At 70.2% G+C, this 23,413-nt stretch carries 26 protein-coding genes, 4 tRNA genes and 4 pseudogenes; 22 read left to right on the forward strand and 12 right to left on the reverse strand.

Annotation, left to right across the window (positions count from 1 at the left end; all coding sequences use genetic code 11):
- Positions 1–18: 18 nt before the first annotated feature.
- Complete coding sequence (locus ACT4N7_RS03085) at positions 19–1,188, reverse strand: thiolase family protein (protein WP_444827011.1); 1,170 nt, start codon at positions 1,186–1,188, stop codon at positions 19–21.
- A 100-nt stretch (positions 1,189–1,288) separates the two neighbouring features.
- Between ACT4N7_RS03085 and ACT4N7_RS03090 the strand changes: the two genes are divergently transcribed.
- Positions 1,289–1,918, forward strand: coding sequence for a TetR/AcrR family transcriptional regulator (locus ACT4N7_RS03090; protein WP_444827012.1), 630 nt, complete (start codon positions 1,289–1,291; stop codon positions 1,916–1,918).
- Positions 1,919–1,931: 13 nt separating this feature from the next.
- Here ACT4N7_RS03090 and ACT4N7_RS03095 read toward each other — a convergent pair.
- Positions 1,932–2,652 (reverse strand): annotated as a pseudogene (locus ACT4N7_RS03095) (hypothetical protein).
- Positions 2,653–2,750: 98 nt separating this feature from the next.
- Here ACT4N7_RS03095 and ACT4N7_RS03100 point away from each other — a divergent pair.
- Positions 2,751–3,569 (forward strand): enoyl-CoA hydratase/isomerase family protein, encoded by an 819-nt coding sequence (locus tag ACT4N7_RS03100; protein ID WP_444827013.1) that lies wholly within the window; start codon positions 2,751–2,753, stop codon positions 3,567–3,569.
- An 11-nt stretch (positions 3,570–3,580) separates the two neighbouring features.
- On the opposite strand, the gene ACT4N7_RS03105 is transcribed toward ACT4N7_RS03100, so the two are convergent.
- Together ACT4N7_RS03105 and ACT4N7_RS03110 are read right to left on the reverse strand one after the other, a co-directional pair.
- Entirely contained in the window at positions 3,581–3,880 is a 300-nt protein-coding gene (locus ACT4N7_RS03105; RefSeq protein ID WP_444827014.1) for an AMP-binding enzyme, read from the reverse strand.
- 5 nt (positions 3,881–3,885) lie between these two features.
- Positions 3,886–4,152, reverse strand: coding sequence for an AMP-binding protein (locus ACT4N7_RS03110; RefSeq protein WP_444827015.1), 267 nt, complete (start codon positions 4,150–4,152; stop codon positions 3,886–3,888).
- Between the two features lie 140 nt (positions 4,153–4,292).
- Here ACT4N7_RS03110 and ACT4N7_RS03115 point away from each other — a divergent pair, with 140 nt between their 5' ends.
- From ACT4N7_RS03115 to ACT4N7_RS03140, 6 genes are read left to right on the forward strand one after another with little or no spacing between them, the layout of a single operon-like run.
- Positions 4,293–5,594 carry an aromatic ring-hydroxylating oxygenase subunit alpha gene (locus ACT4N7_RS03115; RefSeq protein WP_444827016.1) on the forward strand — a complete coding sequence of 434 codons (1,302 nt, stop codon included), beginning with the start codon at positions 4,293–4,295 and terminating at the stop codon, positions 5,592–5,594.
- Complete coding sequence (locus ACT4N7_RS03120; protein WP_444827017.1) at positions 5,594–6,106, forward strand: aromatic-ring-hydroxylating dioxygenase subunit beta; 513 nt, start codon at positions 5,594–5,596, stop codon at positions 6,104–6,106. Before ACT4N7_RS03115 ends, ACT4N7_RS03120 begins: the two co-directional genes overlap by 1 nt.
- A 1-nt stretch (position 6,107) precedes the next feature.
- Entirely contained in the window at positions 6,108–6,341 is a 234-nt protein-coding gene (locus ACT4N7_RS03125) for a hypothetical protein (protein ID WP_444827018.1), read from the forward strand.
- Positions 6,338–7,114 carry an enoyl-CoA hydratase/isomerase family protein gene (locus tag ACT4N7_RS03130; protein WP_444827019.1) on the forward strand — a complete coding sequence of 259 codons (777 nt, stop codon included), beginning with the start codon at positions 6,338–6,340 and terminating at the stop codon, positions 7,112–7,114. Before ACT4N7_RS03125 ends, ACT4N7_RS03130 begins: the two co-directional genes overlap by 4 nt.
- A gap of 1 nt (position 7,115) precedes the next feature.
- Complete coding sequence (locus ACT4N7_RS03135) at positions 7,116–7,919, forward strand: enoyl-CoA hydratase/isomerase family protein (RefSeq protein ID WP_444827020.1); 804 nt, start codon at positions 7,116–7,118, stop codon at positions 7,917–7,919.
- 31 nt (positions 7,920–7,950) lie between these two features.
- Positions 7,951–8,814 carry an SDR family NAD(P)-dependent oxidoreductase gene (locus tag ACT4N7_RS03140; protein WP_444827021.1) on the forward strand — a complete coding sequence of 288 codons (864 nt, stop codon included), beginning with the start codon at positions 7,951–7,953 and terminating at the stop codon, positions 8,812–8,814.
- 94 nt (positions 8,815–8,908) lie between these two features.
- Here ACT4N7_RS03140 and ACT4N7_RS03145 read toward each other — a convergent pair.
- The 3 genes and pseudogenes from ACT4N7_RS03145 to ACT4N7_RS03155 form a co-directional block, all read right to left on the reverse strand.
- Positions 8,909–8,983 (reverse strand): annotated as a pseudogene (locus ACT4N7_RS03145) (K+-transporting ATPase subunit C); the annotation flags it as partial.
- Positions 8,984–9,236: pseudogene (locus ACT4N7_RS03150) on the reverse strand (potassium-transporting ATPase subunit KdpA); the annotation flags it as partial.
- Positions 9,237–9,357: 121 nt separating this feature from the next.
- The gene (locus tag ACT4N7_RS03155; protein WP_444827022.1) at positions 9,358–9,708 is read right to left on the reverse strand and encodes a VOC family protein; all 351 of its coding nucleotides are present in this window, start codon (positions 9,706–9,708) and stop codon (positions 9,358–9,360) included.
- A 53-nt stretch (positions 9,709–9,761) separates the two neighbouring features.
- Between ACT4N7_RS03155 and ACT4N7_RS03160 the strand changes: the two genes are divergently transcribed.
- The 5 genes from ACT4N7_RS03160 to ACT4N7_RS03180 all read left to right on the forward strand — a co-directional run bounded on the left by ACT4N7_RS03160 (position 9,762) and on the right by ACT4N7_RS03180 (position 13,079).
- Entirely contained in the window at positions 9,762–10,277 is a 516-nt protein-coding gene (locus ACT4N7_RS03160; protein ID WP_444827023.1) for a TetR/AcrR family transcriptional regulator, read from the forward strand.
- A gap of 271 nt (positions 10,278–10,548) precedes the next feature.
- Positions 10,549–11,466 carry a hypothetical protein gene (locus ACT4N7_RS03165; protein WP_444827024.1) on the forward strand — a complete coding sequence of 306 codons (918 nt, stop codon included), beginning with the start codon at positions 10,549–10,551 and terminating at the stop codon, positions 11,464–11,466.
- A complete protein-coding gene (locus tag ACT4N7_RS03170) occupies positions 11,463–12,035 on the forward strand; it encodes a VUT family protein (RefSeq protein WP_444827025.1) in 573 nt (190 codons plus the stop codon). Before ACT4N7_RS03165 ends, ACT4N7_RS03170 begins: the two co-directional genes overlap by 4 nt.
- Positions 12,032–12,694, forward strand: a complete 663-nt coding sequence (locus tag ACT4N7_RS03175) for a deazapurine DNA modification protein DpdA family protein (protein ID WP_444827026.1) — start codon at positions 12,032–12,034, stop codon at positions 12,692–12,694. The genes ACT4N7_RS03170 and ACT4N7_RS03175 overlap by 4 nt, the downstream gene beginning before the upstream one ends.
- Before the next feature lie 151 nt (positions 12,695–12,845).
- Positions 12,846–13,079 carry a helix-turn-helix domain-containing protein gene (locus ACT4N7_RS03180; protein WP_444827027.1) on the forward strand — a complete coding sequence of 78 codons (234 nt, stop codon included), beginning with the start codon at positions 12,846–12,848 and terminating at the stop codon, positions 13,077–13,079.
- Positions 13,080–13,515: 436 nt separating this feature from the next.
- On the opposite strand, the gene ACT4N7_RS03185 is transcribed toward ACT4N7_RS03180, so the two are convergent.
- Entirely contained in the window at positions 13,516–13,788 is a 273-nt protein-coding gene (locus ACT4N7_RS03185) for a hypothetical protein (RefSeq protein ID WP_444827028.1), read from the reverse strand.
- A 106-nt stretch (positions 13,789–13,894) separates the two neighbouring features.
- Here ACT4N7_RS03185 and ACT4N7_RS03190 point away from each other — a divergent pair.
- Positions 13,895–14,203: pseudogene (locus ACT4N7_RS03190) on the forward strand (tyrosine-type recombinase/integrase); the annotation flags it as partial.
- 101 nt (positions 14,204–14,304) lie between these two features.
- On the opposite strand, the gene ACT4N7_RS03195 reads toward ACT4N7_RS03190, so the two are convergent.
- Positions 14,305–14,376, reverse strand: a tRNA-Val gene (locus ACT4N7_RS03195).
- A 49-nt stretch (positions 14,377–14,425) separates the two neighbouring features.
- Entirely contained in the window at positions 14,426–14,833 is a 408-nt protein-coding gene (locus ACT4N7_RS03200) for a TIGR02611 family protein (RefSeq protein ID WP_444827029.1), read from the reverse strand.
- Between the two features lie 376 nt (positions 14,834–15,209).
- On the opposite strand from ACT4N7_RS03200, the gene ACT4N7_RS03205 reads away from it, so the two are divergent.
- The 4 genes from ACT4N7_RS03205 (at position 15,210) to ACT4N7_RS03220 (ending at position 16,019) form a co-directional block, all read left to right on the forward strand.
- On the forward strand, positions 15,210–15,635 hold the full coding sequence (locus ACT4N7_RS03205; protein ID WP_018687187.1) for an SsgA family sporulation/cell division regulator: 426 nt from the start codon (positions 15,210–15,212) through the stop codon (positions 15,633–15,635).
- Between the two features lie 110 nt (positions 15,636–15,745).
- A tRNA-Gly gene (locus tag ACT4N7_RS03210) sits at positions 15,746–15,817 on the forward strand.
- A gap of 54 nt (positions 15,818–15,871) precedes the next feature.
- A tRNA-Cys gene (locus ACT4N7_RS03215) sits at positions 15,872–15,943 on the forward strand.
- Between the two features lies 1 nt (position 15,944).
- Positions 15,945–16,019 (forward strand) — tRNA-Val (locus tag ACT4N7_RS03220).
- A 97-nt stretch (positions 16,020–16,116) separates the two neighbouring features.
- On the opposite strand, the gene ACT4N7_RS03225 is transcribed toward ACT4N7_RS03220, so the two are convergent.
- Positions 16,117–16,653, reverse strand: coding sequence for a TetR/AcrR family transcriptional regulator (locus ACT4N7_RS03225; protein WP_444827030.1), 537 nt, complete (start codon positions 16,651–16,653; stop codon positions 16,117–16,119).
- Between the two features lie 144 nt (positions 16,654–16,797).
- Between ACT4N7_RS03225 and ACT4N7_RS03230 the strand changes: the two genes are divergently transcribed.
- Together ACT4N7_RS03230 and ACT4N7_RS03235 are read left to right on the forward strand one after the other, a co-directional pair.
- On the forward strand, positions 16,798–17,652 hold the full coding sequence (locus ACT4N7_RS03230) for an N-acyl homoserine lactonase family protein (RefSeq protein WP_444827031.1): 855 nt from the start codon (positions 16,798–16,800) through the stop codon (positions 17,650–17,652).
- A complete protein-coding gene (locus ACT4N7_RS03235; protein ID WP_444827032.1) occupies positions 17,649–18,212 on the forward strand; it encodes a carboxymuconolactone decarboxylase family protein in 564 nt (187 codons plus the stop codon). The genes ACT4N7_RS03230 and ACT4N7_RS03235 overlap by 4 nt, the downstream gene beginning before the upstream one ends.
- Before the next feature lie 77 nt (positions 18,213–18,289).
- Here the strand turns inward: ACT4N7_RS03235 and ACT4N7_RS03240 are convergent, their stop codons facing one another.
- Positions 18,290–21,169, reverse strand: coding sequence for a proprotein convertase P-domain-containing protein (locus ACT4N7_RS03240; protein ID WP_444827033.1), 2,880 nt, complete (start codon positions 21,167–21,169; stop codon positions 18,290–18,292).
- Between the two features lie 262 nt (positions 21,170–21,431).
- Here ACT4N7_RS03240 and ACT4N7_RS03245 point away from each other — a divergent pair, with 262 nt between their 5' ends.
- Complete coding sequence (locus tag ACT4N7_RS03245) at positions 21,432–22,244, forward strand: carbohydrate ABC transporter permease (RefSeq protein ID WP_444827034.1); 813 nt, start codon at positions 21,432–21,434, stop codon at positions 22,242–22,244.
- Entirely contained in the window at positions 22,241–23,353 is a 1,113-nt protein-coding gene (locus tag ACT4N7_RS03250; protein ID WP_444827035.1) for an ABC transporter substrate-binding protein, read from the forward strand. Before ACT4N7_RS03245 ends, ACT4N7_RS03250 begins: the two co-directional genes overlap by 4 nt.
- Positions 23,354–23,413 lie beyond the last annotated feature (60 nt).

A 23,413-nucleotide genomic window follows, 5' to 3' on the forward strand; every position in this document is an offset into this window, starting at 1 on the left:
CGCGGCCGGGAGCGGTCCTCAGAGCCGCTCGATGACGGTCGCGTTCGCCATGCCGCCCGCCTCGCACATGGTCTGCAGGCCGTACCGACCGCCGGTGGCCTCAAGGTGGTGCAGCAGCGTGACGAGCAGCCGGGTGCCGGACGAGCCGAGGGCGTGCCCCAGTGCGATCGCCCCGCCGCGCGGGTTGAGCTTCGCCGGGTCGGCACCGAACTCGCGCGCCCAGGCCAGCGGCACGCACGCGAACGCCTCGTTCACCTCGTAGGCGTCCAAGTCGTCGAGGGACAGGCAGGCGCGCGCCAGGATCTTGCGGGTGGCCGGGATGGGGCCGGTCAGCATGAGCAGCGGGTCGTCGCCGACCACGGAGAAGGCGCGGAACCGCGCCCTGGGGCGCAGCCCCAGGGCGGCGGCCCTGGACTCGCTCATGATCAGCACCGCGGAGGCGCCGTCGGTGAGCGGGGAGGAGTTGCCCGGCGTGATCTTCCAGTCGAGGTCGGGGAACCTGGCCGCCAGCTCGTCGGTTCGGAAGGCGGGCTTGAGCCCGGCCAGGGCGTCGGCCGTCGTTCCCGCGCGGACGGTCTCGTCGGTCGTCAGCTCGGGCGCCTCGCCGACCGGCACGACCTCGGCCGCGAAGTCGCCAGCGGCCCAGGCCGCCGCCGCCCGGCGATGCGACTCGGCGGCGAAGGCGTCGAGCTCGTCGCGGCCGAGCTTCCAGCGCTGGGCGACGAGTTCTGCGGACACGCCCTGGTTGACCAGGCCCGCCGGGTAGCGGGCGGCGGTGCGCGTTCCCCGGCTCGTCGGGCGGGAGCTGCCGATCGGGACCGCGCTCATCGACTCGACGCCCGCCGCGACGACGATGTCGTACGCGCCTGCCATGATCCCCTGCGCCCCGAACGCGACGGCCTGCTGGCTCGACCCGCACTGCCGGTTGATCGTCGTGCCGGGCACGGACTCGGGGAAGCCCGCGGCCAGCGCGGCGTTGTGGCCGATGTTGCCCGACTGCTCCCCCACCTGCTGGGCGCACCCGGTGATGACGTCCTCGATCAGCGCCGGATCGAGGCCGGTCCGCTCGACGAGCGCGGCGAGCGTCCCGGCGAGCAGATCGATCGGGTGGACCGTCGACAGTCCGCCACCGGGCTTGCCCTTGCCGACCGGTGTGCGAACCGCGTCGACGATCACCGCGTGCGCCACGACGCCTCCCTCGACCGAGTGATGAATTTAACAACGATTAAATCACGGCCCCGCGGTGACCCACCACCCGCGACGCCACCGCGCGCCTAGAATCCGCGTCGTGGCCAGAAGGACGACCGGCGAGCCTGTCGAACTGGAGAGTTCGGGATCGAAGTCGGCGCGCACCCGGGAGCGGTTGCTCGACGCCGCGGCCCGGGTCCTGAGCCGCAAGGGCTTCGCGGGCGCCCGGCTTTCCGACATCGCGGAAGAGGCGCACGTCCAGGCACCGGCGATCTACTACTACTACCCGTCCCGCGAGGACCTCATCGAGGAGGTCATGTACGTCGGGGCGGCCGCGATGCGGGAACACCTCGTGCGGACCCTCGACGGCCTGTCGGCCGGGACGACACCGTCGGACCGCATCGCGGCGGCGGTCGAGACGCATCTGCGCCACGAACTGGAGATCTCCGACTACGCCAAGGCGATGATCCGCAACGTCAACCAGCTCCCGGAGCCGATCAGCCGCCGGGCGCTCGCCGAGGTCGGCCTCTACAACGACCTCTGGCGGTCGCTGATCGCCGAGCTCGACGCCGCGGGCCAGCTTCGCGCCGACGTCGATCCCGCCGTCGCCAGGATGATCGTCCTGGGCGCCCTCAACTGGGCCGCGGAGTGGTGGAACCCCGAGCGGGGGCCCATCGATGAGGTCATCTCCACCGCCCAGTCCATGGTCCTGCACAGCCTGCGTCCCTGATCGGCGACCTGGGTCAGAGGCGTTCGATGATGGTGACGTTCGCCTGGCCGCCGCCCTCGCACATAGTCTGGAAGCCGTACCGGCCACCGGTGCGCTCCAACTCGTGGAGCATGGTGATGAACAGCCGCGCCCCCGAGGCCCCGAGCGGGTGGCCGAGCGCGATCGCGCCGCCGTTGGGGGTGACCTTCGCCGGATCGGCGCCCGTCTCCTTGAGCCAGGCCTGCACGACCGACGCGAACGCCTCGTTGATCTCGATGACGTCGAAGTCGCCGATGTTCAGGCCGGTCTTCGCGAGGGCGCGTTCCGTGGCAGGGATCGGCGCGGTGAGCACCCAGGTCGGGTCGGCACCGAGCGCCGAGATGTGGTGGATGCGGGCACGCGGGGTGAGCCCGTGGTCCCGCACGGCCTGCGCCGAGGCCACCATGACCGCCGCGGCACCGTCGGAGATCTGGCTGGACACTGGACCCGCACTGCCGGTCGACCGTGGTGCCGGGAACCGACTCCGGGAGCCCGGCGACCAGCGCGCACGTGCGCGCGATGTCGCCCGCCTGCGCCCCGATCGTGTCCAGGCAGCCGTAGATGACGTCCTCGATGGCCGCGGGATCGATACCCGTGCGCGCCACGAGGTGCCTGATCGGGTGCGGGCCGAGGTCGGCCGGGTGCGCACCGGAAAGGCCGCCCTTGCGCCTGCCGACCGGTGCCCGGACGGCGTCGACGATGTACGCCTCGCCCATGATTGGTCCTTTCTGGAGGCGGAACTTATTTGAACATAAAGTAAAGGGCCGTGCCGGGGCGGTCAACGCGGCGACCTCCGCCAGTCGAAGGAGACTCAATGGCAACCCCAACCTCCGACCCGACCGCGCTCTACTCCGACATTCGGTACACGGTGACCGGCGCCGTCGGACACATCGAGCTGCACCGGCCCGACGCGCTGAACGCGTGGACGCCCGGCATGGGCCGGGAACTGCTGGACGCGACGCGCCGGGCGTCGAGCGACGACACCGTGCGCGCGGTGCTGGTGACGGGCGCGGGCCGAGCGTTCTGCGCGGGCGCCGACGTCAAGAACGCCCGGGAGCTCACCCCGGACGGGCATCCCGACCTCTCGACCCGCCTGCGGGAGATCTACAACCCGATCGTCGCGGCGATCCGCGCCGCCCCGAAGCCGTTCGTCGCGGGCGTCCACGGCGCGTGCGCCGGGCTCGGGGTGTCGCTGGCGCTCGCGTGCGACCTGGTCGTCGCCGCCGAGGACGCCTACCTCCAGTTGGCGTTCGTCCGGCTGGGGGTGATGCCCGACGGCGGGACCACCGCGTTCCTCGCCGAGCGCGTCGGGCTGGCGCGGGCAGCGGAGCTCTGCATGCTCGGCGAGCGGCTGCCCGCGGCGAAGGCCCTCGACTGGGGGCTCGTCACCGCGGTGCACCCCGTCGACGAGTTCGCCGCGGCGGCGCGCGCGCTGGCGGATCGGCTCGCCGCCGGTCCCACGACAGCGCTCGCGAGCATCAAGCAAGCCCTGGTGTCCGCCGCGCAGGCCGCCCTCGCCGATCAGCTCGACCTGGAGGCCGGTCTGCAACAGCGGCACGGGTCGACGGCCGACTACGCGGAAGGCCGCGCCGCGTTCGCGCAGAAGCGGCACGCCCGCTTCACCGGACGCTGACCCGCGCCCGCTCAGCGGAGTTCGGCGCGCAGCTCCGCCTTCAGGATCTTGCCCGCGGCCGAGACGGGCAGCGCGTCGCGGAACTCCACGCTGCGCGGTGCCTTGAACACCGCGATCCGAGCCCGGCAGTGGGCGATGACCTCCTCGGCCGTGACCGACTCGCCCGGAGCCACGACGACGACGGCGTGCACCTGCTCACCCCACTGCTCGTGCGGGAGGCCGATCACCGCCGCGGACGCGACCGCCGGGTGCGCCACCAGGACGTTCTCGACCTCAAGGGAGTAGACGTTCTCGCCGCCGGTGATGATCATGTCCTTCAGCCGGTCGACCAGGTGGACGCGACGGCACCTGCCCAGAGCGCGCCGAAGATCGTCTCGACCACGCGGTCGGAGTTCAGCGCGATGATCGAGATCCGGTCGTCGGCGCGGACCCCCGATCGGGTGAACGCGCCTGCCAACCGGGCTACCCGGTCCGCGAACCGGTCGTTCGACGTTCGGCGGTCGCCGAAGACCAGGCACGTCTGGTCGGGCAGGCAGCGGGCGCCGCGGTGCACGATCTGGGTGAGGTAGGGCTGAGTCGGCATGGCACTCCTCCGGGACCTGGCGAGCTGTCGCGACCCTAATCGAAGCGAAATTAAAAGGGAACGACCCCCGACTCGACTTCGGACCCCGGTGGCGATATTCTTTAATCCAAGTTAAGAACCCTTCGAGGAAGGAGTCCGGCGTGACGCTGACCGACATCCCGTCAGGAGCGTCCACGGCGGACGGGCCGCGCGACCCCGCCGCGCCGTACGACCGGCTGATCCAACCGGAGCGCGTGCACGGCTCCCTGTACACCTCGCCGGAGGTCTTCGCCGACGAGTTGGCGCAGATCTGGTACCGCACCTGGGTCTACGTCGGCCACGTGAGTGAGATCGCCCAGCCCAACGACTACGTCCGGAAGAACATCGGACCGCAGGACGTCATCCTGACCCGGTCGGCCGACGGCGAGGTCCACCTGTTGGTCAACCGCTGCGCCCACCGCGGCAACCTGGTGTGCACGGCGCCCACCGGCAACTCAAGCACGTTCCGCTGCCCGTACCACGGCTGGACCTTCCGCAACACCGGAGACCTGCTCGGCTACCCGTTCCACCAGGGCTACGGCGGCCGGGGACAAATCGAACTCGGGCTGGGCCGCGTCCCCCGGGTCGCGGTCCACCAGGGATTCGTGTTCGGCAGCTTCGCCATGGATGGCCCGTCGCTCGACGAGCACCTGGGCGAGGCCAAGGGCGAGATCGACCGGCTGGTGCGGCTCTCGCCCGCCGGGGAGATCCAGTTGACCGCGGGCTTCGTCAGGCACCGGGCGCGCGCCAACTGGAAACTCCTGGCGGAGAACGAGACCGACGGGTACCACCCCCAGTTCGTGCACGCCTCGATCTTCAGCGTGGCCAACAGCGGCATCGGCGCCCTGTACGGCGAGAAGTCGACCGCCGTCACCCGCGCGTTGGGCAACGGGCACAGCGAGAACGATCTCCGCCCGGAGTTCCGCAAGCTCGGGGTCCCGCTGGGCTGGTTCGGGACCACGGAGGCGAAGGTCCCCGACTACGTCGCGAAGATGCGCGCGTTGCACGGCGCCGCGGCGCAGGAGATCCTGGTCGAGGGCGCCCCGCACGTCATGATCTTCCCGAACCTCTTCATCGCGGAGATCCAACTGTTCACCATCCAGCCGCTGGCGGCCGACGACACGGTCCAGCACGTCACCGCCGTGCAACTCAAGGACGCCCCCGAGATGAACGGGCGCATGCTCCAGCAGAGCATCGGTTCGGTCGGGCCCGCCGGCCTCCTGCTCGCCGACGACACCGAGATGTACGAGCGCAACCAGGCGGGCGTCGCCGGGCTGCGACCCGAATGGGTCGACCTCCGGCGCGGAGTGCGACGCGAGGAGATCGACGACCGCGGACTCACGATCGGCGGGGCGACGGACGAGGTGGGGATGCGCGGGTTCTGGGCGCACTACAAGCACCTGATGACCGACGGGCGGCGGTGATGACGGGCACCCTGGACAGCGGGCGGGACGCGGATCGCGAGGTCGACGCCCGCCGGATCGAACAGTTCCTGTACCGGGAGGCGCGGCTCGCCGACGAGCACGACTACACCGGCTGGGAGTCGCTCTGGACCGACGACGGCCTGTACTGGGTGCCTGCCAACGGCGACGACACCGACCGGATGACCCAGATGTCGATCATCCACGACAACCGCAACCGCATCTCCACCCGGATCAAGCAGTTCAGCACCGGCCGCAGGCTCTCGCAGGTGCCCGCGTCCCGGCTGCGCAGAGTGGTGTCGAACGTCGAGGTCCTGGGGATCGAGGAGAACGGCGACACCACGGTCGAGGCCAACTTCGTGCTTGTCGAGTCGCGCGAGCGCGGCAAGGAGCTCTGGGCCGGTCGCTACACCTACCGCCTGCGGACCGTCGACGACGAGCTGCGGATGAGCTACAAGAAGGTCGCCCTCGTCGACAACGACAGGGTCATCCCGACCCTGTCGTTCCTGATCTGACATGCCTGCTCGACCGCACCTGCCGCCCGATGTCGTCGGCAACGAGTTCGCCGAGGTGTCGGTGCGGATCGACGCGACCGCGAACAGCCGCAGGGTGCGGATCGAGGACCTCAAGTCCGGCCGGGTCCGCTACCTCGACGCGCTCGAACTGGAGACCCTGGTCTGGCTGCCCGAGGGGAATCTGCGGACGCTGCTCGACCCGTCCGCCGACCGCTGGCGGGAGGACCGGGCATGACCGCGGACGACCCGGTGCTGAGCAGCGTCGAGGAGCGCGGCGGCGCGCGCGTCGCCCACCTCGTGCTCAACCGCCCGGGAGCGCGCAACGCGATCACGATCGCGTTGGCCCAGGGCCTGCGCGACGCGCTGGCGGTCGCGGCCGACCAGGCCGACGTCGTGGTGATCCGCGGGTCGGGCGGGCACTTCTGCGCGGGCGGCGACTTCCACGAGGTCTCCCGGCTGCGCGCGGAGGGGCCCGCCGCGCTGCGGACGCTGTTCGAGTCCTTCATCGGCGCGTGCGACCTGATCGCCGAGTTGCCCGTCCCGGTGGTCGCGGCGGTCGAGGGATACGCGATGGCGGGCGGGTTCGAGCTGGTCCAGTCCGTGGACATCGCGCTCGTGCGCGACGACGCGGTGCTGGCCGACAACCACGCCAACTTCGGGATGATCCCCGGCGGCGGCGGATCGCAGCGGCTGCCGCGGATCGTCGGGGTGCCGCGCGCGCTGGGGCACATCCTGACCGGCGACCGGCTCACCGGCGCGCAGGCGGCCGAGTGGGGGATCGCCTACCGATCGGTGCCCGCCGCCTCGTTCGAGGCCGAACTCGACGGCCTCGTCGCGAACCTGGCAGGCAAGGACCGCGAGGCGCTCGCCCGGATCAAGGCGCTCGTGCGGGGCGGCGTGCGCGGCTCGCTCGCCGACGGACTCGCCACCGAGGTCGAAAACTCGCTCGCGCACCTCGCCGGGGAACGCGCGGGCATCAGCCGGTTCACCGACCGGGACAGGGGATGACGTGAAGCTGATCGAGACCGGCCCCGCGCTGCTCGACCTGGACGAGGACGGGGTCGCCCACCTGCGGCTCAACCGCCCCGAGGCCGCGAACGGGATGGACGTGCCCTTCCTGCGCGCGCTCTACGACGCGATCATGACCGCCCACGGCCAGGCGGGCTTGCGCGTGCTGGTGCTCACGGGCGAGGGCCCGCACTTCTGCGCGGGCGGTGACGTCAAGACGTTCCTCGGCAAGGGCGAGGCCCTGCCCGACTACCTGCGCGAGGCCACGGCCTGGCTGCAGAACGTCGCCCAGGGCCTGCTGGCGCTGCGGGCACCGGTGATCGCGGCCGTGCAGGGGTTCGCGGCCGGTGGCGGCGGGTTCGGGCTCGTGTGCGCGTCCGACATCGTGATCGCCGCGGCGTCGGCGAAGTTCATGTCCGGCGCCGCCCGCGCCGGGATGGCCCCGGACGCCGGTTCGTCGGTGACGCTGGCCCAGATCGTCGGTGTCCGCAAGGCGATGGAGATCTTCCTGGAGAACCCGACCCTGACGGCCGCCGAGGCCGAGCGGATCGGTCTGGTCACCCGGGTCGTGCCCGACGACCAACTGCGCGAGGCCGCCTTCGCCGCGGCGAGGAAGCTCGCCGCCGGCGCGCCGCTCGCGCTCGGCGCCACTAAGCGGCTCGTCTGGTCGGGGCTGGGCAACAGGGTCGAGGCCCAGTTGCCCGAAGAGGCGCGGACGGTCGCGGAACTGTCGGGCACCGCCGACGCGCGCGAGGGACTGGCCGCGGTCATCGAGCGCAGGAAGCCGACTTTCATCGGTCGCTGAGAACGTCAACCCGAAGGAGCTCGCGAAGATCATGGCAGGTGTCGAAGGACGGGTCGTCGCGGTCACCGGGGCCGGGAACGGGCTCGGCCGCGAGTACGCGCTCGTGCTCGCGAAGGCAGGCGCGAAGATCGTCGTCAACGATCTCGGCGGTGCCCGCGACGGCACCGGCGCGGGCTCGGCCGCCGCCGACGCCGTCGTCGCCGAGATCCGCGCCGCGGGCGGCGAGGCCGTCGCGAACCACCACAGCGTCGCGACCGAGGCGGGTGGCGCGGCGGTCGTGCGCACCGCGATCGACGCGTTCGGCCGCATCGACGGCGTCGTCGCCAACGCGGGCATCCTGCGCGACGCGTCGTTCCAGAAGATGACCGCCGCCGACTGGGACGCCGTCCAGCAGGTCCACCTGTACGGCGCCTTCTACGTCGTGCACGCCGCGTGGCCGCACTTCCGCGAGCAGCGGCACGGCCGGATCGTCGTGGCCACCTCGACGTCGGGGATCTACGGCAACTTCGGCCAGGCGAACTACGGCGCGGCCAAGGGCGGCCTGATCGGACTGATCAACACCCTCGCCATCGAGGGGAAGAAGAACAACGTCCTGGCCAACGCGATCGCGCCCATGGCGGCGACCAGGATGACCGAGGACGCCGCTCCGTCGGAGGCCCTCGCGAAGCTGGCGCCCGAGCACGTCGCCCCCGTCGTCGGATACCTGCTCACCGACGAGAGCACCACTACCGGCAATGTCTACGTCGTCGGCGGCGGTCAGGTGCACCGGGTCCGGCAGTTCCAGAGCACGGGCGTCGCCTTCGCGGCGGTGCCCACAATCGACCAGGTCGCGGACCGTTGGGCCGAGATCGACGACCTCGCGGGCGCTGTTCCCGGCACGAACCCTGTCGGCTGACGGCGGGGCCTCGCGGGGTGTCACTTGGCGGCTGGACGGCGAGGTTGAGCGTGAGCACGGTTACCGCGGGGTCGCCGAGGACGCCGAGCCCTCGGCCCGTGGTGTTGTCCTTGACCAGCTCGCGCACCTTGTCCTCGGACAGTCCGTGCACCTTGGCCACCCGCGCCACCTGCAGGCGTTGCAGCAGGTACAGCAGCGCGACCGAGACGAAGGAGAAACCGGGCACGGACAAGGCGTTGGTGCCCCAGCGCTGCCCGGAATCGGGGTTCACCCGGACCACCCGGTACACCGCGGTCTCCACTGTGGAGTGCTTCGTCGCGGTGAACCACGCGGGCCATGTAGTCGCCCAACGGCTTGTACACCGCCGCAAGGGCAGCGATGAGCAGGCCGACCTGCGGCAGGCCTGCCAGAGTCGATGGCATCAGAAGCCAAGTCCCCACGAGTCGAGGAACCTCGTGACGCCGGTGGCAGAGCCCATGGGCTCCGGCTCCGGCTGCGGCTAGTCCTTTGTGGATGAATGGTGGCCCGTCAAACCACGGAGCGCTATTCGGGTCCGGCGGTGCTCTGGTCGAACAGGTGGACAGCGTTGCCGCTCGGGTCCAGGAAGGTCGCACCCTTGCCGCCCGGCATGTCGATCTCGCCCCGCCAGTCGAGCTCTGGATGTGCCTGCCGGAAGGCGTCCACGCTGTCGACGGCGTAGAAGCCGCCCGCTCCCCATCGCGGCCCGGTGTCCGGTGGCACATCGAGCATCAGCTCGACCTCCGAACCCGGGATCGTGAACGCGACGGTCGACTCACCCTCCCGCCAGGACTCCTCGAATCCGAGCGTGTCGCGGTAGAAGGCGAGCGACTCCCCGAGGTCCTTCACCGGCTGGTACAGGAACGTCAGTCTCATGCGGATGACCGTAAACCGATTACGTATCGGCGTCAACCAGTTATGCTCGCGTCATGCGCGAATGGGTCCCGATCCCGGGCTCGGCCAAGGGCAGGCTCATCGAGGCGGCCATCCATCAGTTCGAACTCACCGGCTACGAAGCCGTCAACGTCGTCGACCTTGCAGGCAAGGCGAGCGTCACCACTGGCGCGCTGTACCACCACTTCGGCTCGAAACTCGGCCTGTACCTGACCGTCCGCGAAGACATGGAGAAACGGATCGTCGAACGAATGGAAGGAGCCGCCGCCGCGGCGGGGAACCGCGGACAGCCCGCGGTGCGCGCCGCGCTCCTGGTGGCCTTCGACGCCGCCGTCCGGTTCACCGTCTGCCGAATCCTCGGCGAGCCGCCACCGGTAGAGCGCGACGACCCGGTCGCCACCACACTGCGACCGCTCCTGACCAAACACAAGGCACCCGCCGCAGACCTACTGGCCGCAGCCTGGCGAGCCGCACTCCTGGCCGTCGCCACAGGCGCCTCCTCCACGGCAACCCGGGCATCCCTGGTCTACGTCCTCGACCCCGGCAGGTAAGCCCATGCCAACGCCCCATGATCGTTTCGGCGCGGACCACTTGTGCTTCTGTCGCCAGGTCTGTGCCACGCGGGCCGCAGTCGCGTTCCGGGTGTGCCGCAGCTGCCTGCGCTGATGTGCGGGACCGCGTCAGCTCCGTCGAGGATTTTCCTGGTCCAGACGGAAGTAGCCCTGTTGCGGGGTGGGGTCGGTGCAGCACGTGGATGGCTTTGGCGCGTCGGCCTGCGCGGCGTGGGCAGCGCCCCAGCCACGGGCAGGAGGCGAACGCGGCATGACCAGCCCAACGTCCACTCACGACACCGGCCCCGCATTGAGGTGCCTCTCGCTCGGCGCCGAAATCCAGAGCACCGCCGTGCTGTTGCCGGCGTGCGAAGGCGTGATCCCGCGTTTCGACGTCGCGCTGTTCGCCGACACCGGGTGGGAACCCAAGCAGGTGTATGTGAACCTCGCCCGGCTCCGCGAACACGCCGCCCAGCACGGTATCCCGGTGCGCACCGTGTCGGCGGGCAACATCCGCGCCGACGCGCTCGACCCTGCCCACCGGTTCGTGTCCATGCCAAATAACCCGGACGGCACCCGAGGGCTCGCACGCAGGCAATGCACCGGCGAGTACAAGATTTCCCCGCTCAAGAAGGCGGCGCGTGAACTACTCGGCCACCCGCACCCCCGGCGAGTTCCGCGCGGGCTCTACATCGAGCAGGCCATCGGGATCAGCACCGACGAATTCGCGCGCGCCAAGGACTCCGGCGTCCGCTACCTGCGCAACGTGTTCCCGCTGCTCGACCTCGGCTGGGACCGCGCCCGCTGCGTCGACCACCTCGCCGAACGCGGCTTCGCCGGCACCGTGAAATCCGCTTGTGTCGGGTGTCCTTTCCACGGTCGCGCGGGCTGGAAGTGGCTCCACGACAACGATCCCGACGGCTGGGCCGACGCTGTCGCGTTCGACCGGGCGATCCGCCACGGCCACCCACACGCCACGGCACAAGGACAACCCTTGCGCGGTCGGTACTTCCTGCACCGCTCGTGCCGGCCCCTCGACCAAGTCGACCTCGACCCGCCCGTTCCCGCGAAGCGGCACCTGCGGCTGATCACCGCCTCGGCGGCAGCCGAGGAGGACGGCGACCCGGACGGCTGCTCGCCGTGGTCCTGCCGCTCCGGCACCCCGGTCACCGCGGAGCGTGCGGCATGACGACACGCAATCGCGCGCCCGAGGCAGCGCATCGAGATCATCCCGGTGCTCCCGCCCACCGGCTCGTCTGGTCTGGACTGGTGTCGGCCGCCTCCGTCGGCTCGGTCGTGCTGGCGAACTGGGCCTCCACCCACTGGTCGGCCCTGCTCGTCGGGTCGCTGATCGTGCCCGCGGGCACAGTGTGGGCCGGCGTGACGCTGACCTTGCGGGACCTGCTGCACGAGACCCTGGGCACCCGCGGTGTTCTCCTCGCGATCGTGGCGGGGGCAGGGCTGTCCTGGTCGCCGGCCTCACCGCACATCGCCATGGCCAGCATCGTCGCGTTCGCCGTGTCCGAACTGGCCGACTCGGTCGTCTACGCCCGGCTCCGTGTCCGGTCGCGGCTGGGCGCGGTCCTCGGCTCGAACCTGGTCGGGCTGCTGACCGACAGCGTGCTGTTCATGCCGCTGGCATTCGGGTCCTTCGCTGTCCTACCCGGCCAGATCCTCGGCAAGACCGCCGCGACAGCGGCCACGGTCGCGGTGCTGCTGATCGCGAGAACCACCCGGCCTCCGGTGGTGCGGCGATGACGTTCTATCTCGGCACCCACCAACCTGCCTGGCTCGCCAGGGACCTCGGTGTCCCGCTGCTGGTCTCGCATCGGCGACTGGCCGGGCGCGCCAGCCTGCCGCGAGCAACCGGGCCATGGGCGTGTGACTCCGGCGGCTTCACCGAACTCTCCTTGCACGGCCGGTGGCGCACCACCGAACTGGCACCCGAGTTGCCGATCATCCCGGTCCTGCAGGGACAGTCGATCTCGGACTACCACCGATGCGCCGACCTGTACGAGAAACACGGCATAGACCTCGCGGCCCTGCTGCTGGTCGGGGTGGGCAGCGTGTGCCGGCGCCAACACACCATCGAGGTCGAACACATCGTCCGCTCACTGGCCGCCCGCAACCTTCGACTGCACACCTTCGGCGCCAAGATCCTCGGCCTGAGTCGATTCGCCGACGTGATCGCCTCCAGCGACTCGGCCTCCTGGAGTCGGCGCGGCCGCTACGTCCCCGGCTGCTCACCCAGCCACGCCACCGAATCCAACTGCCCGCGCTTCGCCCTGGACTGGTACTCCCGGTTGCCGACGAGTCCGACCGACGAACCGGGACAACACTCGGCCCGGCCCGAAGGTTCGCGCCGCGCGACGATGGGCGCGCCACGGGGTGGAGCAACGCAGCGGAGGGCCGCGTGATGGACCCGTCGCTCGACAACCCGGTGGGGACAGCACATCCGGCGCCGACTCCGGCTTCGCCCACGCCACACGCACACGACGTTCCGGGTGGGAATAATCCGAGCCCCGGTCCGGGTCGGGTACGACCGGACTGGCGCCCGGTCCGGCCCAATTGCTGTTCACGCCATGTCAGGCCGCGTCGGCATTGCAGGTGCGGGAGTCCTGGCTACGTCGGCGTGCCGCGGCCCGCCAGGTTCCGTGCACGTTCCTCGGCAAGCATCTGCGCTTCTCGCGAACGGACCTGGAGAAGATCACCGCCGACGCCGCGCAACCGGCGCGGCCACACCCGATCGGTGCGGGACCCCGCAGGCGTCGGCACCCGCGACGCGACGACATGCCCGGGTAGGCATTCCGGGGCGACCACATTTCGCTTGCATTTTCCGCGAAATGGAGCGCAAATATTGCCGCCCGTTTCACGCGACAACTCTCGAAAGGCGGCCGACATGGCTTGGGTTGAGACAAGAAAAGACGGTTTCCGCGTCCGTTATCGCCTTCCCGACGGGGAACTCCATACGGAGAACGGATTCGCCACACGGGAGGACGCGGACAACCGTGCCGCCGACATCGAGTCCGACCAGCGGCGGAGCCGGTTCATCGATCCCCGGCTGGCACAGACCACTGTCGACGAGTGGATCCGGGTCTGGTCCGACGCCCATCACGTGAGCACGACAACGTGGAGCACCTACGACTCCCACCTCCGCAACCACATCCTCCCGAGGTGGACCGGTACCGCACTCGGCGACGTCCAACGCATGCCGGTCAAAAGTTGGGCGAACAAGACACTACGTGCCTCGCTGGCCGACAAGAGCGTGCAGGACATCATCATCCTGTTCTCCATGATCCTCGGCGAAGCCGACGACGAGGGACTCATCGGCGCCAACCCATGCCGCAAACTCCGCCTCAATTTCGCCGGCAGCCCCGAACGCCCACACGCCGGCAGCGACGAAGTCGACGCCATCGCGAGTCGAATGCCACCCACCGCCGCGCTGATGACCATCACCGCCGCCTACACCGGACTGCGCTGGGGCGAATTGGCCGGACTGCAATGGCGCCACACCCACACTCGACAGCGATCCCCGGATCGAGATCGACCCCCAAACCGGGGCACTGCACGAAACCCGCACAACATTGGAACTCGGACCCCCCAAGACACCCGCGAGCGTGCGGACAGCCCACCTGCCCCCATTCCTCGTCGACCTTCTCGCCGAGCACCACGAACACGACCCCCACTCCCGATTCGTGTTCGCCGGACGCGACGGCGCACCACAACGACGGTCCAACTTCCGGCGACGCTTCTGGCTGCCCGCCCTCACCGGCGACAAGGAACTCGGATGGGCACCCATCCAACCCACCATGCACTTCCACGACCTACGCCACACCCACAAGACCTGGCTCATCGAAGACGGCGTCCCCCGAGTCGTGCAACTACAACGCCTGGGCCACAAACCCAAAGACGCCTCGGACCGCTACTCCCACGTCACCCGACCCCTGCTCCCCACCTGCTCCCCACAACAGCGAACGGCCCACCAGCGAAGATCACCGGCAGGCCGTCTAGCTGCAAAAACACAGTGTGGGCGATACTGGGATCGAACCAGTGACCCCTTCGGTGTGAACGAAGTGCTCTCCCGCTGAGCTAATCGCCCGGCGCGGCTGGGCCGCGTCGACGGGGTGAACCATACAGGATCACTGGGGTCAGGTGAAAAACGGGGATCTGAGCCAGGGCCAGTCGATGCCGAACCAGCCGCCGATCAGGGCGAATCCGTTGAGCAGCCAGATGGTGGCTACGACGATGAGGCCGGTGACGGCGAGGACCAGCAGCCGGACGGCGAGGTTCTGGCGTTTGAGCCAGCCGGTCCAGGTGTCGTATTTGCCGCGGGCGTAGTCGAGGACGCGGCGGGCCCAGGGGAACTCGATGGCGAGGATGGCGAGGCCCGCGAAGACGACGAGCCAGCCGGGGCCTGGGTAGGGGATCATCACGATCCCGGCCGCGAGCACCGCTCCGCCGACGACGGCGACGCCGATCCGCCAGACGGCGCGTGTGGTGGCGTTCCGGTCCACCCAGTCCGGTCGCAGGCGTTTCTCGTGGGTTTCGCTGGTCACCGGCCATGCCTTCCCTGCTCGGCGTCGGATTCCGCCGTCGGCGGACGGTATCAGGAGCGGGGGTGACCTGCGTGAACGTGGCTCTGACCACAGCGGGGGCGGCGTTGCCCAGGTCAGCGCCGACTTAGCCGTTTCGTGACATATCAGCCTGCGAACATTCGCCCTAGGGGCGCTACCAACCGGGCGGAAAACCGGCCAGTATGAGAGGGCCTCTGAGCATGTTCGTAACCGAGCGAAGCGGCACGACTGCCCTGCGCAGGCGATGGTGGCCCAGATGGGTGACAAAGCTCCATCCGGCGTCCTAATCGCGTCGCTGGTGCGTCACATGACTGGTACTCAGTCGTTTGGCTGGGAAGGGAGCAGAAGGGTAGCGACGATGCGAAACGATCACGTCACGCTTCGGTCGACGGCAGTGTTCGACCTGTTGGCGCCGAGGACTCCCGCGGTCCCGGTGAAGGTCGAGCTGCGCTATGACACGCGTGACCCGTACGCCGTAGTCGCCGCCTTCCGCACCGGCCGCGCGGGATGGGTCGAGTGGGTGTTCGCCCGAGACCTGCTCGCCGACGGCCTCATCGCCGAAGCGGGCGACGGCGATGTCCGCATCCGCCCGGCGGTGGACGATCCCGAGGTGGTGGTGATCGAGCTGAGTTCGCCGTCAGGCCACGCCGTGTTCGAGGCGTCGGCCCAGGAGCTCGCGGACTTCCTCGACCGCACCTACGATGTCGTGGTCCCGGGCAACGAGCATCTCTGGGTCGACGTGGACGAGGCGCTGACGCACTTGATCTCCACCGACCTGACCTGAGCGAACTTCACCCGCCGACCCCGATTTGGAGCGGCGAACGGGCGTCCGATAGAGTTCCGCTCGCACCACGGCAGAGGGAACACCGCTCCGGCGCCCCGAAACAGTGGCTTGCGGACGTGGCGCAGTGGTAGCGCATCACCTTGCCAAGGTGAGGGTCGCGGGTTCGAATCCCGTCGTCCGCTCGGAAGCGGTTCGGCCTCTGCGCCGGCCCCCTTGGAGGCTGGCCTCCGGGACATGGCGGAGTGGCCGAGTGGCTTAGGCAAGGGCCTGCAAAGCCCTGTACGCGGGTTCGATTCCCGCCTCCGCCTCGGGCGATTAGCTCAGTGGGAGAGCACTACCTTGACACGGTAGGGGTCACTGGTTCAATCCCAGTATCGCCCACCACGGAAGTGGTGATCAGGGGCCTTCTCGGTTGATTCCGAGGAGGCCCTTTGAGCATTTTCACGGCGGGATCCGCGCGGGAGACCATGGCTGGACGAACTCATCGTCCTGACGGCTGGGAGCTGAGTGCGCCGACGACGCAGCGGTGGACGAACTCGCCGTCCACCCGCTCACCGGTGACCAGCGCGCGGAAGTAGACCGGCGCGACGAGTTGTTCGATCACCGCGTGCTGGTCGGTTCCCGGCGGGAGTTCTCCTCGGTCGACGCCACGGGTGACCATGGCCTCCGCGTCCTCGAAGCGCGCCTGCCAGAAGGCCCGGAGGGTCTCGCCGAGATCGGCGTCGGCGTCGGCGTTGGCCGCGGAGAGCGCGTGGAACAGCCGCAGCAGCCTGGGATCGGCGAAGGTGGCGGCGATGGCGTTCAGGAATGTCTCCAGATCGCTGGACAGGCTGCCGGTGTCGGGCACCGGCACCGCGACCCTGGCGATCTCCAGCAGCGCGTCTGCGGCCAGGCGGGGGCGGGTCGGCCAGCGCCGGTAGACGGTCGCCGGATCGACCCCGGCGCGGCGGGCCACCGCTCGGTGCGAGAGGGCTGCGTACCCGCTGTCGAGCAGCTCCGCGCGGACGGCATCGAGCACGAGGGCTCTGGTGCGTGCGCTACGGCCCCCGGACCTGACACGAACCAGGTCAAGGGTGGGGCTGGGGCTTGGCGGCTCGGTGGTCAACGATCCCATGATAACCACCGCTTGCTAACGCGTCATCTATTGCGTTAACGTCCGGCCATGGTGCAGATCACCGCCGTCCAGACCGGCGAGGTCCAGATCAAGTCGCGGCACGTCGAGGCCAGGTTTCGGGCCCGTCCGGCGCGGGTGGCCGATGTGCTCGCCGACCGCCGCTGGTCGCCCCGCCTGCCGATCCTGTGTTTTGTGGTCGAGCACCCCGAGGGCCAGATCGTGGTCGACACCGGCGAGAGCTCACACGCCAACGACCCCGGCTACCACCCGTGGTGGCACCCGTTCACCCGGACCAGTGAGCGCCGGTGGGTCGAGCCGGAGGAGGAGGTCGGACCGCAACTCCGCGCGCTCGGCGTCGAGCCGGACGGGGTCCGCTGGCTGGTGATGACCCACATGCACGGCGACCACTCGGGCGGGCTCGAACACTTCCCGAACGCGGAGGTCGTGCTGAGCGCCAAGGAGGCCGCGATGGCCTTCGGGCGCACCGGGCCGGTCAACGGCTACTTCAACTCCCACTACCCCGCCGCACTCAAGCCGCGCGTGGTGCGGTTCGACAGCGACCCGTGGGAGGTCTTCGACGCGACGGTCCCGCTGACCCGCGACGGGACCGTGCGGCTGGTGCCGACCCCCGGCCACACCCAAGGTCACATGTCGGTCGTGGTCGAGCAGTCGGACCATCTCGTCCTGCTCACCGGCGACGCGGCCTACTCCGAGCGCGCGCTGCTGGCAGGCGTGGTGGACGGCGTCGCGCAGAGCGCGCGCAGGCACCGCGGCACCACCGCCAAGCTGATCGAGCTGTGCCGTCGTCGCCGGGTGGTCGTCGTGCCGAGCCACGACCCGGAGGGCAAGGCCCGCCTGACCCAGTCCACCTTCACCAACCCAGACGCGAGGAGCGCCCGATGAGCCGGGTCCCCTATCCCCCCGACGCCGAGATCGACGAGGCCGCCCACGCGGTCCTCGCCACCCTGCCGCCGCTGAACGTGGTGCGGATGTTCGCGGGCGCGCCAGCCGCGCTGCTGCCGCTGACCGACCTCGGCCAGGCGATCCTGCTGCGCGCGGGGCTCGATCCCAAGCTGCGCCAGATCGCCATCCTCACGGTGGCGCGGGTGACCGAGTCGGCGTACGAGCGCGCCCAGCACGAGCAGTTGAGCCGGATGGTCGGCCTGACCGAGGACGAGATCCGCGCCGCCTCGGCGGGCGACCTCGACGCGCTGGACGACGACAGCAGGCTGGTCGCGCGCTTCGCCGCCGAGATCACCCGTGACGTGCGGGCAGGCGACGAGACCACCGCCGCGGTACTCGACCGCCTCGGCCGCCAATCCACCACCGAGCTAGTGATCTGCTGCGCGTACTACTGCGCCGTCGCCCGGATCATCGCCACCTGCGGGGTCGAACTGGAGGCCGAACTCCCCACCGCCAACACCACCCTCGAAGACTGGACCCCGAACTCGACCAGAGCCTGACCTCACCCTGCTCAGCGCGTCACCTGGTCCGGTGGCCGCGGCCGGTACCCCGAGGTCGGGGTACCGGCCGCGGGCGGTCACAGGGTGAGCGTCCAGGTGTCGAGGGTGCCGACGTCAGCGGTCGCCGCGTCCTGCACCCGCAGGGTCCACGTGCCGTTGCGGGCCTCGCCGGAGAGGTTCACGGTGTAGACCTTGTCGATGTTGTCCGTACTGCCTCCGGCCCGGTTGTGCAGGACGTAGGCGGTGCCGTCCGGCGCGATGAGGCTGACCACCAGGTCACCGATGTAGGTGTGCCGCAGGTGCACCTCGGCGGTCGAGGTCGCCGAGGCGTTGCCGGTGCACCCGGAGATCGCGATGGTCGAGTTCACCGTGGCGTTGTCCGGGATGGCCACGTCCGTGCCGTTGGTGCCCGCGCAGCCGCCGACCGCGGTCACGGTCAGGGTGAAGGTGGTGCTCCTGGTCGCCGACGCGGCGCCGCCGGTGATGGTCACCGGGTAGGTGCCCGCCGGGGTCGACGCGGCGGTGGTGATCGTCGCGGTGGACGAACCGCCCGCGGTGACCGACGCCGGGCTGAACGACGCGGTCGTGCCCGCGGGCAGCCCGGTCGCGCTGAGCGTCACGGATTCCGCCGTGCCGGACAACACCGACGTGCTGACCGTGGTGGTCGCCGACGATCCCTGGCTGACCGTGGCGGCGGACGGTGCCGCGGCGATGGCGAAGTCGTTGCTGGGCGTGCCAGCGGGCCGGATCTGGTAGATGCCGAGCCCGTAGGTGGCCGCGGTGATCACCGTCTGCCCCGTCGACACCGAGGTTTCCAGGTCGGTCACCGGGACCAGCGGCATGCCGGTGCCGATCGGCGCCCAGTTCGCGCCGCCGTTGGTGGAGGTGAACGCCCCGACGTCGGTGCCGACGTAGAGGGTGGTCCGGTTCTGCGGGTCGAGCACGATGTCGTTGACCGGGGCGTCGGGCAGGTTGCCGGAAATCGTCTGGTACGTCGCGCCGCCGTTGGTGGTGCGGAATACCTGCGCGGCGCTGGAACCGTTGCGGTAGCCGGAAACCGTGACATAGGCGAGGTTGGCGTCGGTCGGGTCGACGGTCACCCTGGTGACGTACCTGGTGGGCAGGCCGGCGGTGACGTCGGTCCAGGTCGTGCCGGTGTTGCGGGTCACCCAGAGCTTGCCGTCGTCAGTACCAGCGTAGATGACCCGAGCGTCCGATTTGGACACTCCGATGGCGCTGATGGTGCCCCAGGTGGTGCTGGTGAGGTCGGGGCTGATCACCGTGAACCCGGCCGCCGAGTTGGTCGAGCGGTTCACCCGGTTGCCGCCGTAGTAGACGATCGCCGGGTTGGTCGGGTCGAGCACCACCGGGGTCAGCCAGTTGCGGCGGTCCGAGGTGGTGGCGCCGAACGACGACATCGTGTTGCCGCCGTTGGTGGAGCGGCCGCAGTTTCCGTTCTGCGAGCAGGCGTAGACCTTGAGGTGGTTGCTCGGGTCGATCAGGTTCGCCAGGCCGTCGCCGCCGTAGTACGAGCCCCAGCCCGCCCAGGACCGCACCGATCCGTTGTCCTGCAAGCCGCCGTTGATCCGGGTGGAGTCCTGTTGGGACACTCCGACGGTGTAGAACTGCATGTTGGACAGGTTGGTGCTCTTGGTCCACGAGCCGCTGAGCGAGCCGTTCTGGGTGGAGCGGTAGATCCCGCCGTCGTTGCCGAAGTAGACCTTGTTGGCCACCGACGGGTCGAAGGCGACCGCGTGCTGGTCGACGTGGAACGACGAGCTGTTGCTGGTCCAGCTTCCGCCCGCGTTGCTCGACTCCAGCATCGGCACGCCGGGCACCCAGATGTGTTGCGCGGCAACGGGATCCACGAAGATCCGGCCGAACCACCAGCCGAAGGTGGACTGTGAGCTGCTCAGCGCGCTGGTACTGGTGATCGCGGTCCAGGTGCTGCCCGCGTTCGTCGAGGTCCAGAAACCGAGGAAGTCGCCCGAGGTGTTCGCGGCGATGGCGTACAGGCGGTTCGGGTCGCTCTTGGCCACCGCGACGCCCATCCGGCCCAGGTTCGAGCTGACCGCGGGCAGCCCGCCCGCGAGCCGGGTCCAGGTGGCGCCGCCGTCGGTGGACTTGTGGATGCCCGAGCCGGTGCCGCCGTACACGCGGCCCGCGGGCGTGCGGGTGTGGTCCCACATCGCGGTGTAGACCGTGTTGGGGTTGCCGGGGCTGAGCGACACGTCGATGGCGCCGGTGGTCTGGTTGGCGCCCGCGAGCACCTGGGTCCAGGTGCTGCCACCGTCTTCGGTGCGGTACAGCCCGCGCGCGCCGCCCGGCTGGTAGAGCTTGCCCGCGGCCGCGACGAAGAGCCGGTTGGAGTTGGTCGGGTCGATCGAGATCCGGCCGATCCGGTCGGTGCCGGTCAGCCCGACCGACTGCCACGTGGCGGCGCCGTCGGTCGACTTGTAGACCCCGTTGCCCGGGAAGGAGTACGACGCCGAGCCCGGGTTGCCCTCACCGGTGCCGACGTAGATCGTGCCGTTGGCCGCCACCGCGACCGCCCCGACGCCCTGCGGCAGGGTGGGTCCCCATGAGTAGCTGAACGAGGCGCCGCCGTCGGTGCTCTTCCACAGCCCGCCGGACGCGGCCGCGGCGTAGACGGTGTTCGCCCTGGTCGGGTCGGGCGCGAGGTCCGAGACGCGGCCGCCGAGACCGGGGCCCAGCGACTGCCACGCCACGGCGGCTTGCACTGAGGCGCGGTTATGGCCTGCCTGAAGGGTTTTCGCGTGCCCCTGGGCGCGGGACAGGTTCCCGGCCAGGTCGACCGAGGGGTCGGGGAACAGCCGCTGTCGGGCGAACCACTCGTCCGCGCCGACCGGGCCGGTGGCGAGGTCAGGATCGACCGCCGCGACGCCGATCACCCGGTCCGCCTCGTTCGGCGTGGCCGCCGCGGGTAACACCGTCATTCCCATTACCAGTAACAGGAACACCGATCTCTTGGAGAGTCTCATGAACGCCCTTCCCTCGCGGCACCGGCGCAGAAAGGACGCCGGCGCCATGTTCGGGCACCGCGGGTGTCGTTGAATAGGGCTGATACGGGGGTTCCGGGGTCGGGTTTTTCCCGGTGTTGCCATTGTGTTCGGCCCGGGCGGTGTGCCACCGTTCCCCGGGCCACGGCCGCGGTGCACCCATCGCGGCCTACTTTCGTTGTCGGGAGCGGTACTCGCGATGCACACCAGGACGCTCGGACGCGCCGTCGGCGCGGTCGCGGTGGTCGCGGTGTTCGGCGGGTTGCTGCTGCTGCTGGTGTCCGGGTCGCTGCACGTGCCCGGGCGGCCACCGCCGGTAACCCCCGACCTGGTGCCCGATCCGGTGTCCACACAGGGATATCGGCAGTCGGTCGCGCTCGGCGGGCTCGTGCGGGCGACGATCAACTCGGTGTTGGTGTGCGTGATCGCGGTGCCACTGAGCGTGTTCGTCGCGGCCACCGCCGGATTCGCGCTCACCCAGGTGTCGGCCAGGACCTCGCGCGTGGTAATCGGGCTGTCCCTGGTGGCGCTGATGGTGCCCGCGATCGCCTTGCTGGTGCCCAGATTCGCGCTGTTCCGGGCGCTCGACCTGACCGGCACGCTCGCGCCGCTGGTCGCGCCCGCGCTGATCGCCACCTCGCCGCTGTACCCGCTGGTCTACTACCTGGCGTTTCGGGCCGTGCCCGCCGAGTTGTACGACGCGTGCAGGCTGGAGGACATGTCGCCGCTGCGGATCTGGTGGCGGGTCGGCATGCCGCTGGTGCGTCCGGTGACCGCCGGGGTCGCGGCGTTGACCTTTGTGCTCACGTGGTCGAATTTCCTCGACCCGCTGGTGTTCCTCTATGAGCGGGACACCTTCACGCTGCCGCTCGCGCTGCGCTCGCTGGCCACGCTCGATCCGACCGACTTCCCGGTTTTCCTCGCGGGCGCGGTGCTGGCCACCGCACCCGCGCTGCTGGTTTTCGCCGTGGCACAACGGGGTCTGCGGCTGAGGAAGGGACATCGGGAATGAGATTCGTGCGCTCGCTGGCGCTCGTCACGGCCGTCGCCGCACTCGCCTCGGGCTGCGCGGCGGACGAGGTGCGGGCGGGAGCGGCGGGTCCGGTGAGCCTGCTGGTGTTCGGCGACCCGAACGAACTCGCCGCGTACCGCGAACTCGAAGCCGCCTACGAGCGCGCGGTCCCCGGCGCGGACCTCCGGCTGATCGAGGCGAGCGACCGCAAGGACCTGATCACCAGGCTGTCCACGTCGATCGCGGGCGGGAAGCCACCGGACCTGTTCCTGATGAACTACCGCTTCTACGGCCAGTTCGCGACCCGCGACGCGATCGAGCCGGTGCAGGAACTGTTGGACCGCTCGCCTGCCATCCACGCCGGAGACTTCTACCCGCAGGCGCTCGCGGCGTTCCAGGTGGACGGTCGGCAGCTCTGCATGCCGCAGAACATGTCCAGCCTCGTCGTCTACTACAACCGCACCCTGTTCGCCGAGCACGGCATCGCGGAACCGAAGCCGGGCTGGGGCTGGCACGACATGGTGGCCACCGCCGCGGGCCTGACCCGCGACGCCAACGGCGACGTGGCCAAGGGCGCCGACCCGGACGCCGCGCCGGGAACCCCCGCGCCCGCGGGCCCTGCCCCGGTCTCCTACGGCCTCGGCGTCTCCCCCGAGATCATCCGGCTCGCGCCGTTCGTGTGGTCCAACGGCGGCACCTTGGTCGACGACGAGCGGCGGCCGACCCGGTTCGCCCTCGACGAGCCCGCGATCGAGGCGCTGTCGGACTTCCTCGACCTGCGCGGCCGCCACGGCGTGGTGCCCACCGACCAGGAGGTGGAGAGCGAGGACGACGAGGCCAGGTTCGCCGCGGGCCGACTCGGCATGCTGATGTCGTCGCGCCGCTCCACCACCACGTTCCGCACGATCACCGGGTTCGAGTGGGACGTGGCGCCGCTGCCGGTGCACCGCACGCCCGCCACCGTCCTGCACAGCGACGCGTACTGCGTTACCAAGGCGGCGGCCAACAAGTCGGGGGCGTGGCGGTTCGTGGAGTTCGCCCGCGGCGCCGCGGGCGCGCCGATCATGGCGGCGACCGGCCGGACCCGTCCGTCCAAAGTGGAGGTTTGAAGGTCCCCCCCGGTCCTCCCCCCCACCAAGGCCCCCCGCAACCCCGAGGTGTTACGCGAC

This window comes from Actinokineospora sp. (assembly GCF_052390155.1).
Lineage (GTDB): Bacteria > Actinomycetota > Actinomycetes > Mycobacteriales > Pseudonocardiaceae > Actinokineospora.

Excerpts from the sequence above, each read along its gene's own strand:
- ACT4N7_RS03100 (WP_444827013.1), top strand. The coding sequence starts at position 2,751 with ATGGCAACCCCAACCTCCGACCCGACCGCGCTCTACTCCGACATTCGG.
- ACT4N7_RS03105 (WP_444827014.1), bottom strand. The coding sequence starts at position 3,880 with ATGATCATCACCGGCGGCGAGAACGTCTACTCCCTTGAGGTCGAGAAC.
- ACT4N7_RS03110 (WP_444827015.1), bottom strand. The coding sequence starts at position 4,152 with ATGCCGACTCAGCCCTACCTCACCCAGATCGTGCACCGCGGCGCCCGC.
- ACT4N7_RS03120 (WP_444827017.1), top strand. The coding sequence starts at position 5,594 with ATGACGGGCACCCTGGACAGCGGGCGGGACGCGGATCGCGAGGTCGAC.
- ACT4N7_RS03125 (WP_444827018.1), top strand. The coding sequence starts at position 6,108 with ATGCCTGCTCGACCGCACCTGCCGCCCGATGTCGTCGGCAACGAGTTC.
- ACT4N7_RS03130 (WP_444827019.1), top strand. The coding sequence starts at position 6,338 with ATGACCGCGGACGACCCGGTGCTGAGCAGCGTCGAGGAGCGCGGCGGC.
- ACT4N7_RS03140 (WP_444827021.1), top strand. The coding sequence starts at position 7,951 with ATGGCAGGTGTCGAAGGACGGGTCGTCGCGGTCACCGGGGCCGGGAAC.
- ACT4N7_RS03155 (WP_444827022.1), bottom strand. The coding sequence starts at position 9,708 with ATGAGACTGACGTTCCTGTACCAGCCGGTGAAGGACCTCGGGGAGTCG.
- ACT4N7_RS03160 (WP_444827023.1), top strand. The coding sequence starts at position 9,762 with ATGCGCGAATGGGTCCCGATCCCGGGCTCGGCCAAGGGCAGGCTCATC.
- ACT4N7_RS03165 (WP_444827024.1), top strand. The coding sequence starts at position 10,549 with ATGACCAGCCCAACGTCCACTCACGACACCGGCCCCGCATTGAGGTGC.
- ACT4N7_RS03170 (WP_444827025.1), top strand. The coding sequence starts at position 11,463 with ATGACGACACGCAATCGCGCGCCCGAGGCAGCGCATCGAGATCATCCC.
- ACT4N7_RS03175 (WP_444827026.1), top strand. The coding sequence starts at position 12,032 with ATGACGTTCTATCTCGGCACCCACCAACCTGCCTGGCTCGCCAGGGAC.
- ACT4N7_RS03205 (WP_018687187.1), top strand. The coding sequence starts at position 15,210 with ATGCGAAACGATCACGTCACGCTTCGGTCGACGGCAGTGTTCGACCTG.
- ACT4N7_RS03230 (WP_444827031.1), top strand. The coding sequence starts at position 16,798 with ATGGTGCAGATCACCGCCGTCCAGACCGGCGAGGTCCAGATCAAGTCG.
- ACT4N7_RS03235 (WP_444827032.1), top strand. The coding sequence starts at position 17,649 with ATGAGCCGGGTCCCCTATCCCCCCGACGCCGAGATCGACGAGGCCGCC.
- ACT4N7_RS03240 (WP_444827033.1), bottom strand. The coding sequence starts at position 21,169 with ATGACGGTGTTACCCGCGGCGGCCACGCCGAACGAGGCGGACCGGGTG.
- ACT4N7_RS03245 (WP_444827034.1), top strand. The coding sequence starts at position 21,432 with ATGCACACCAGGACGCTCGGACGCGCCGTCGGCGCGGTCGCGGTGGTC.
- ACT4N7_RS03250 (WP_444827035.1), top strand. The coding sequence starts at position 22,241 with ATGAGATTCGTGCGCTCGCTGGCGCTCGTCACGGCCGTCGCCGCACTC.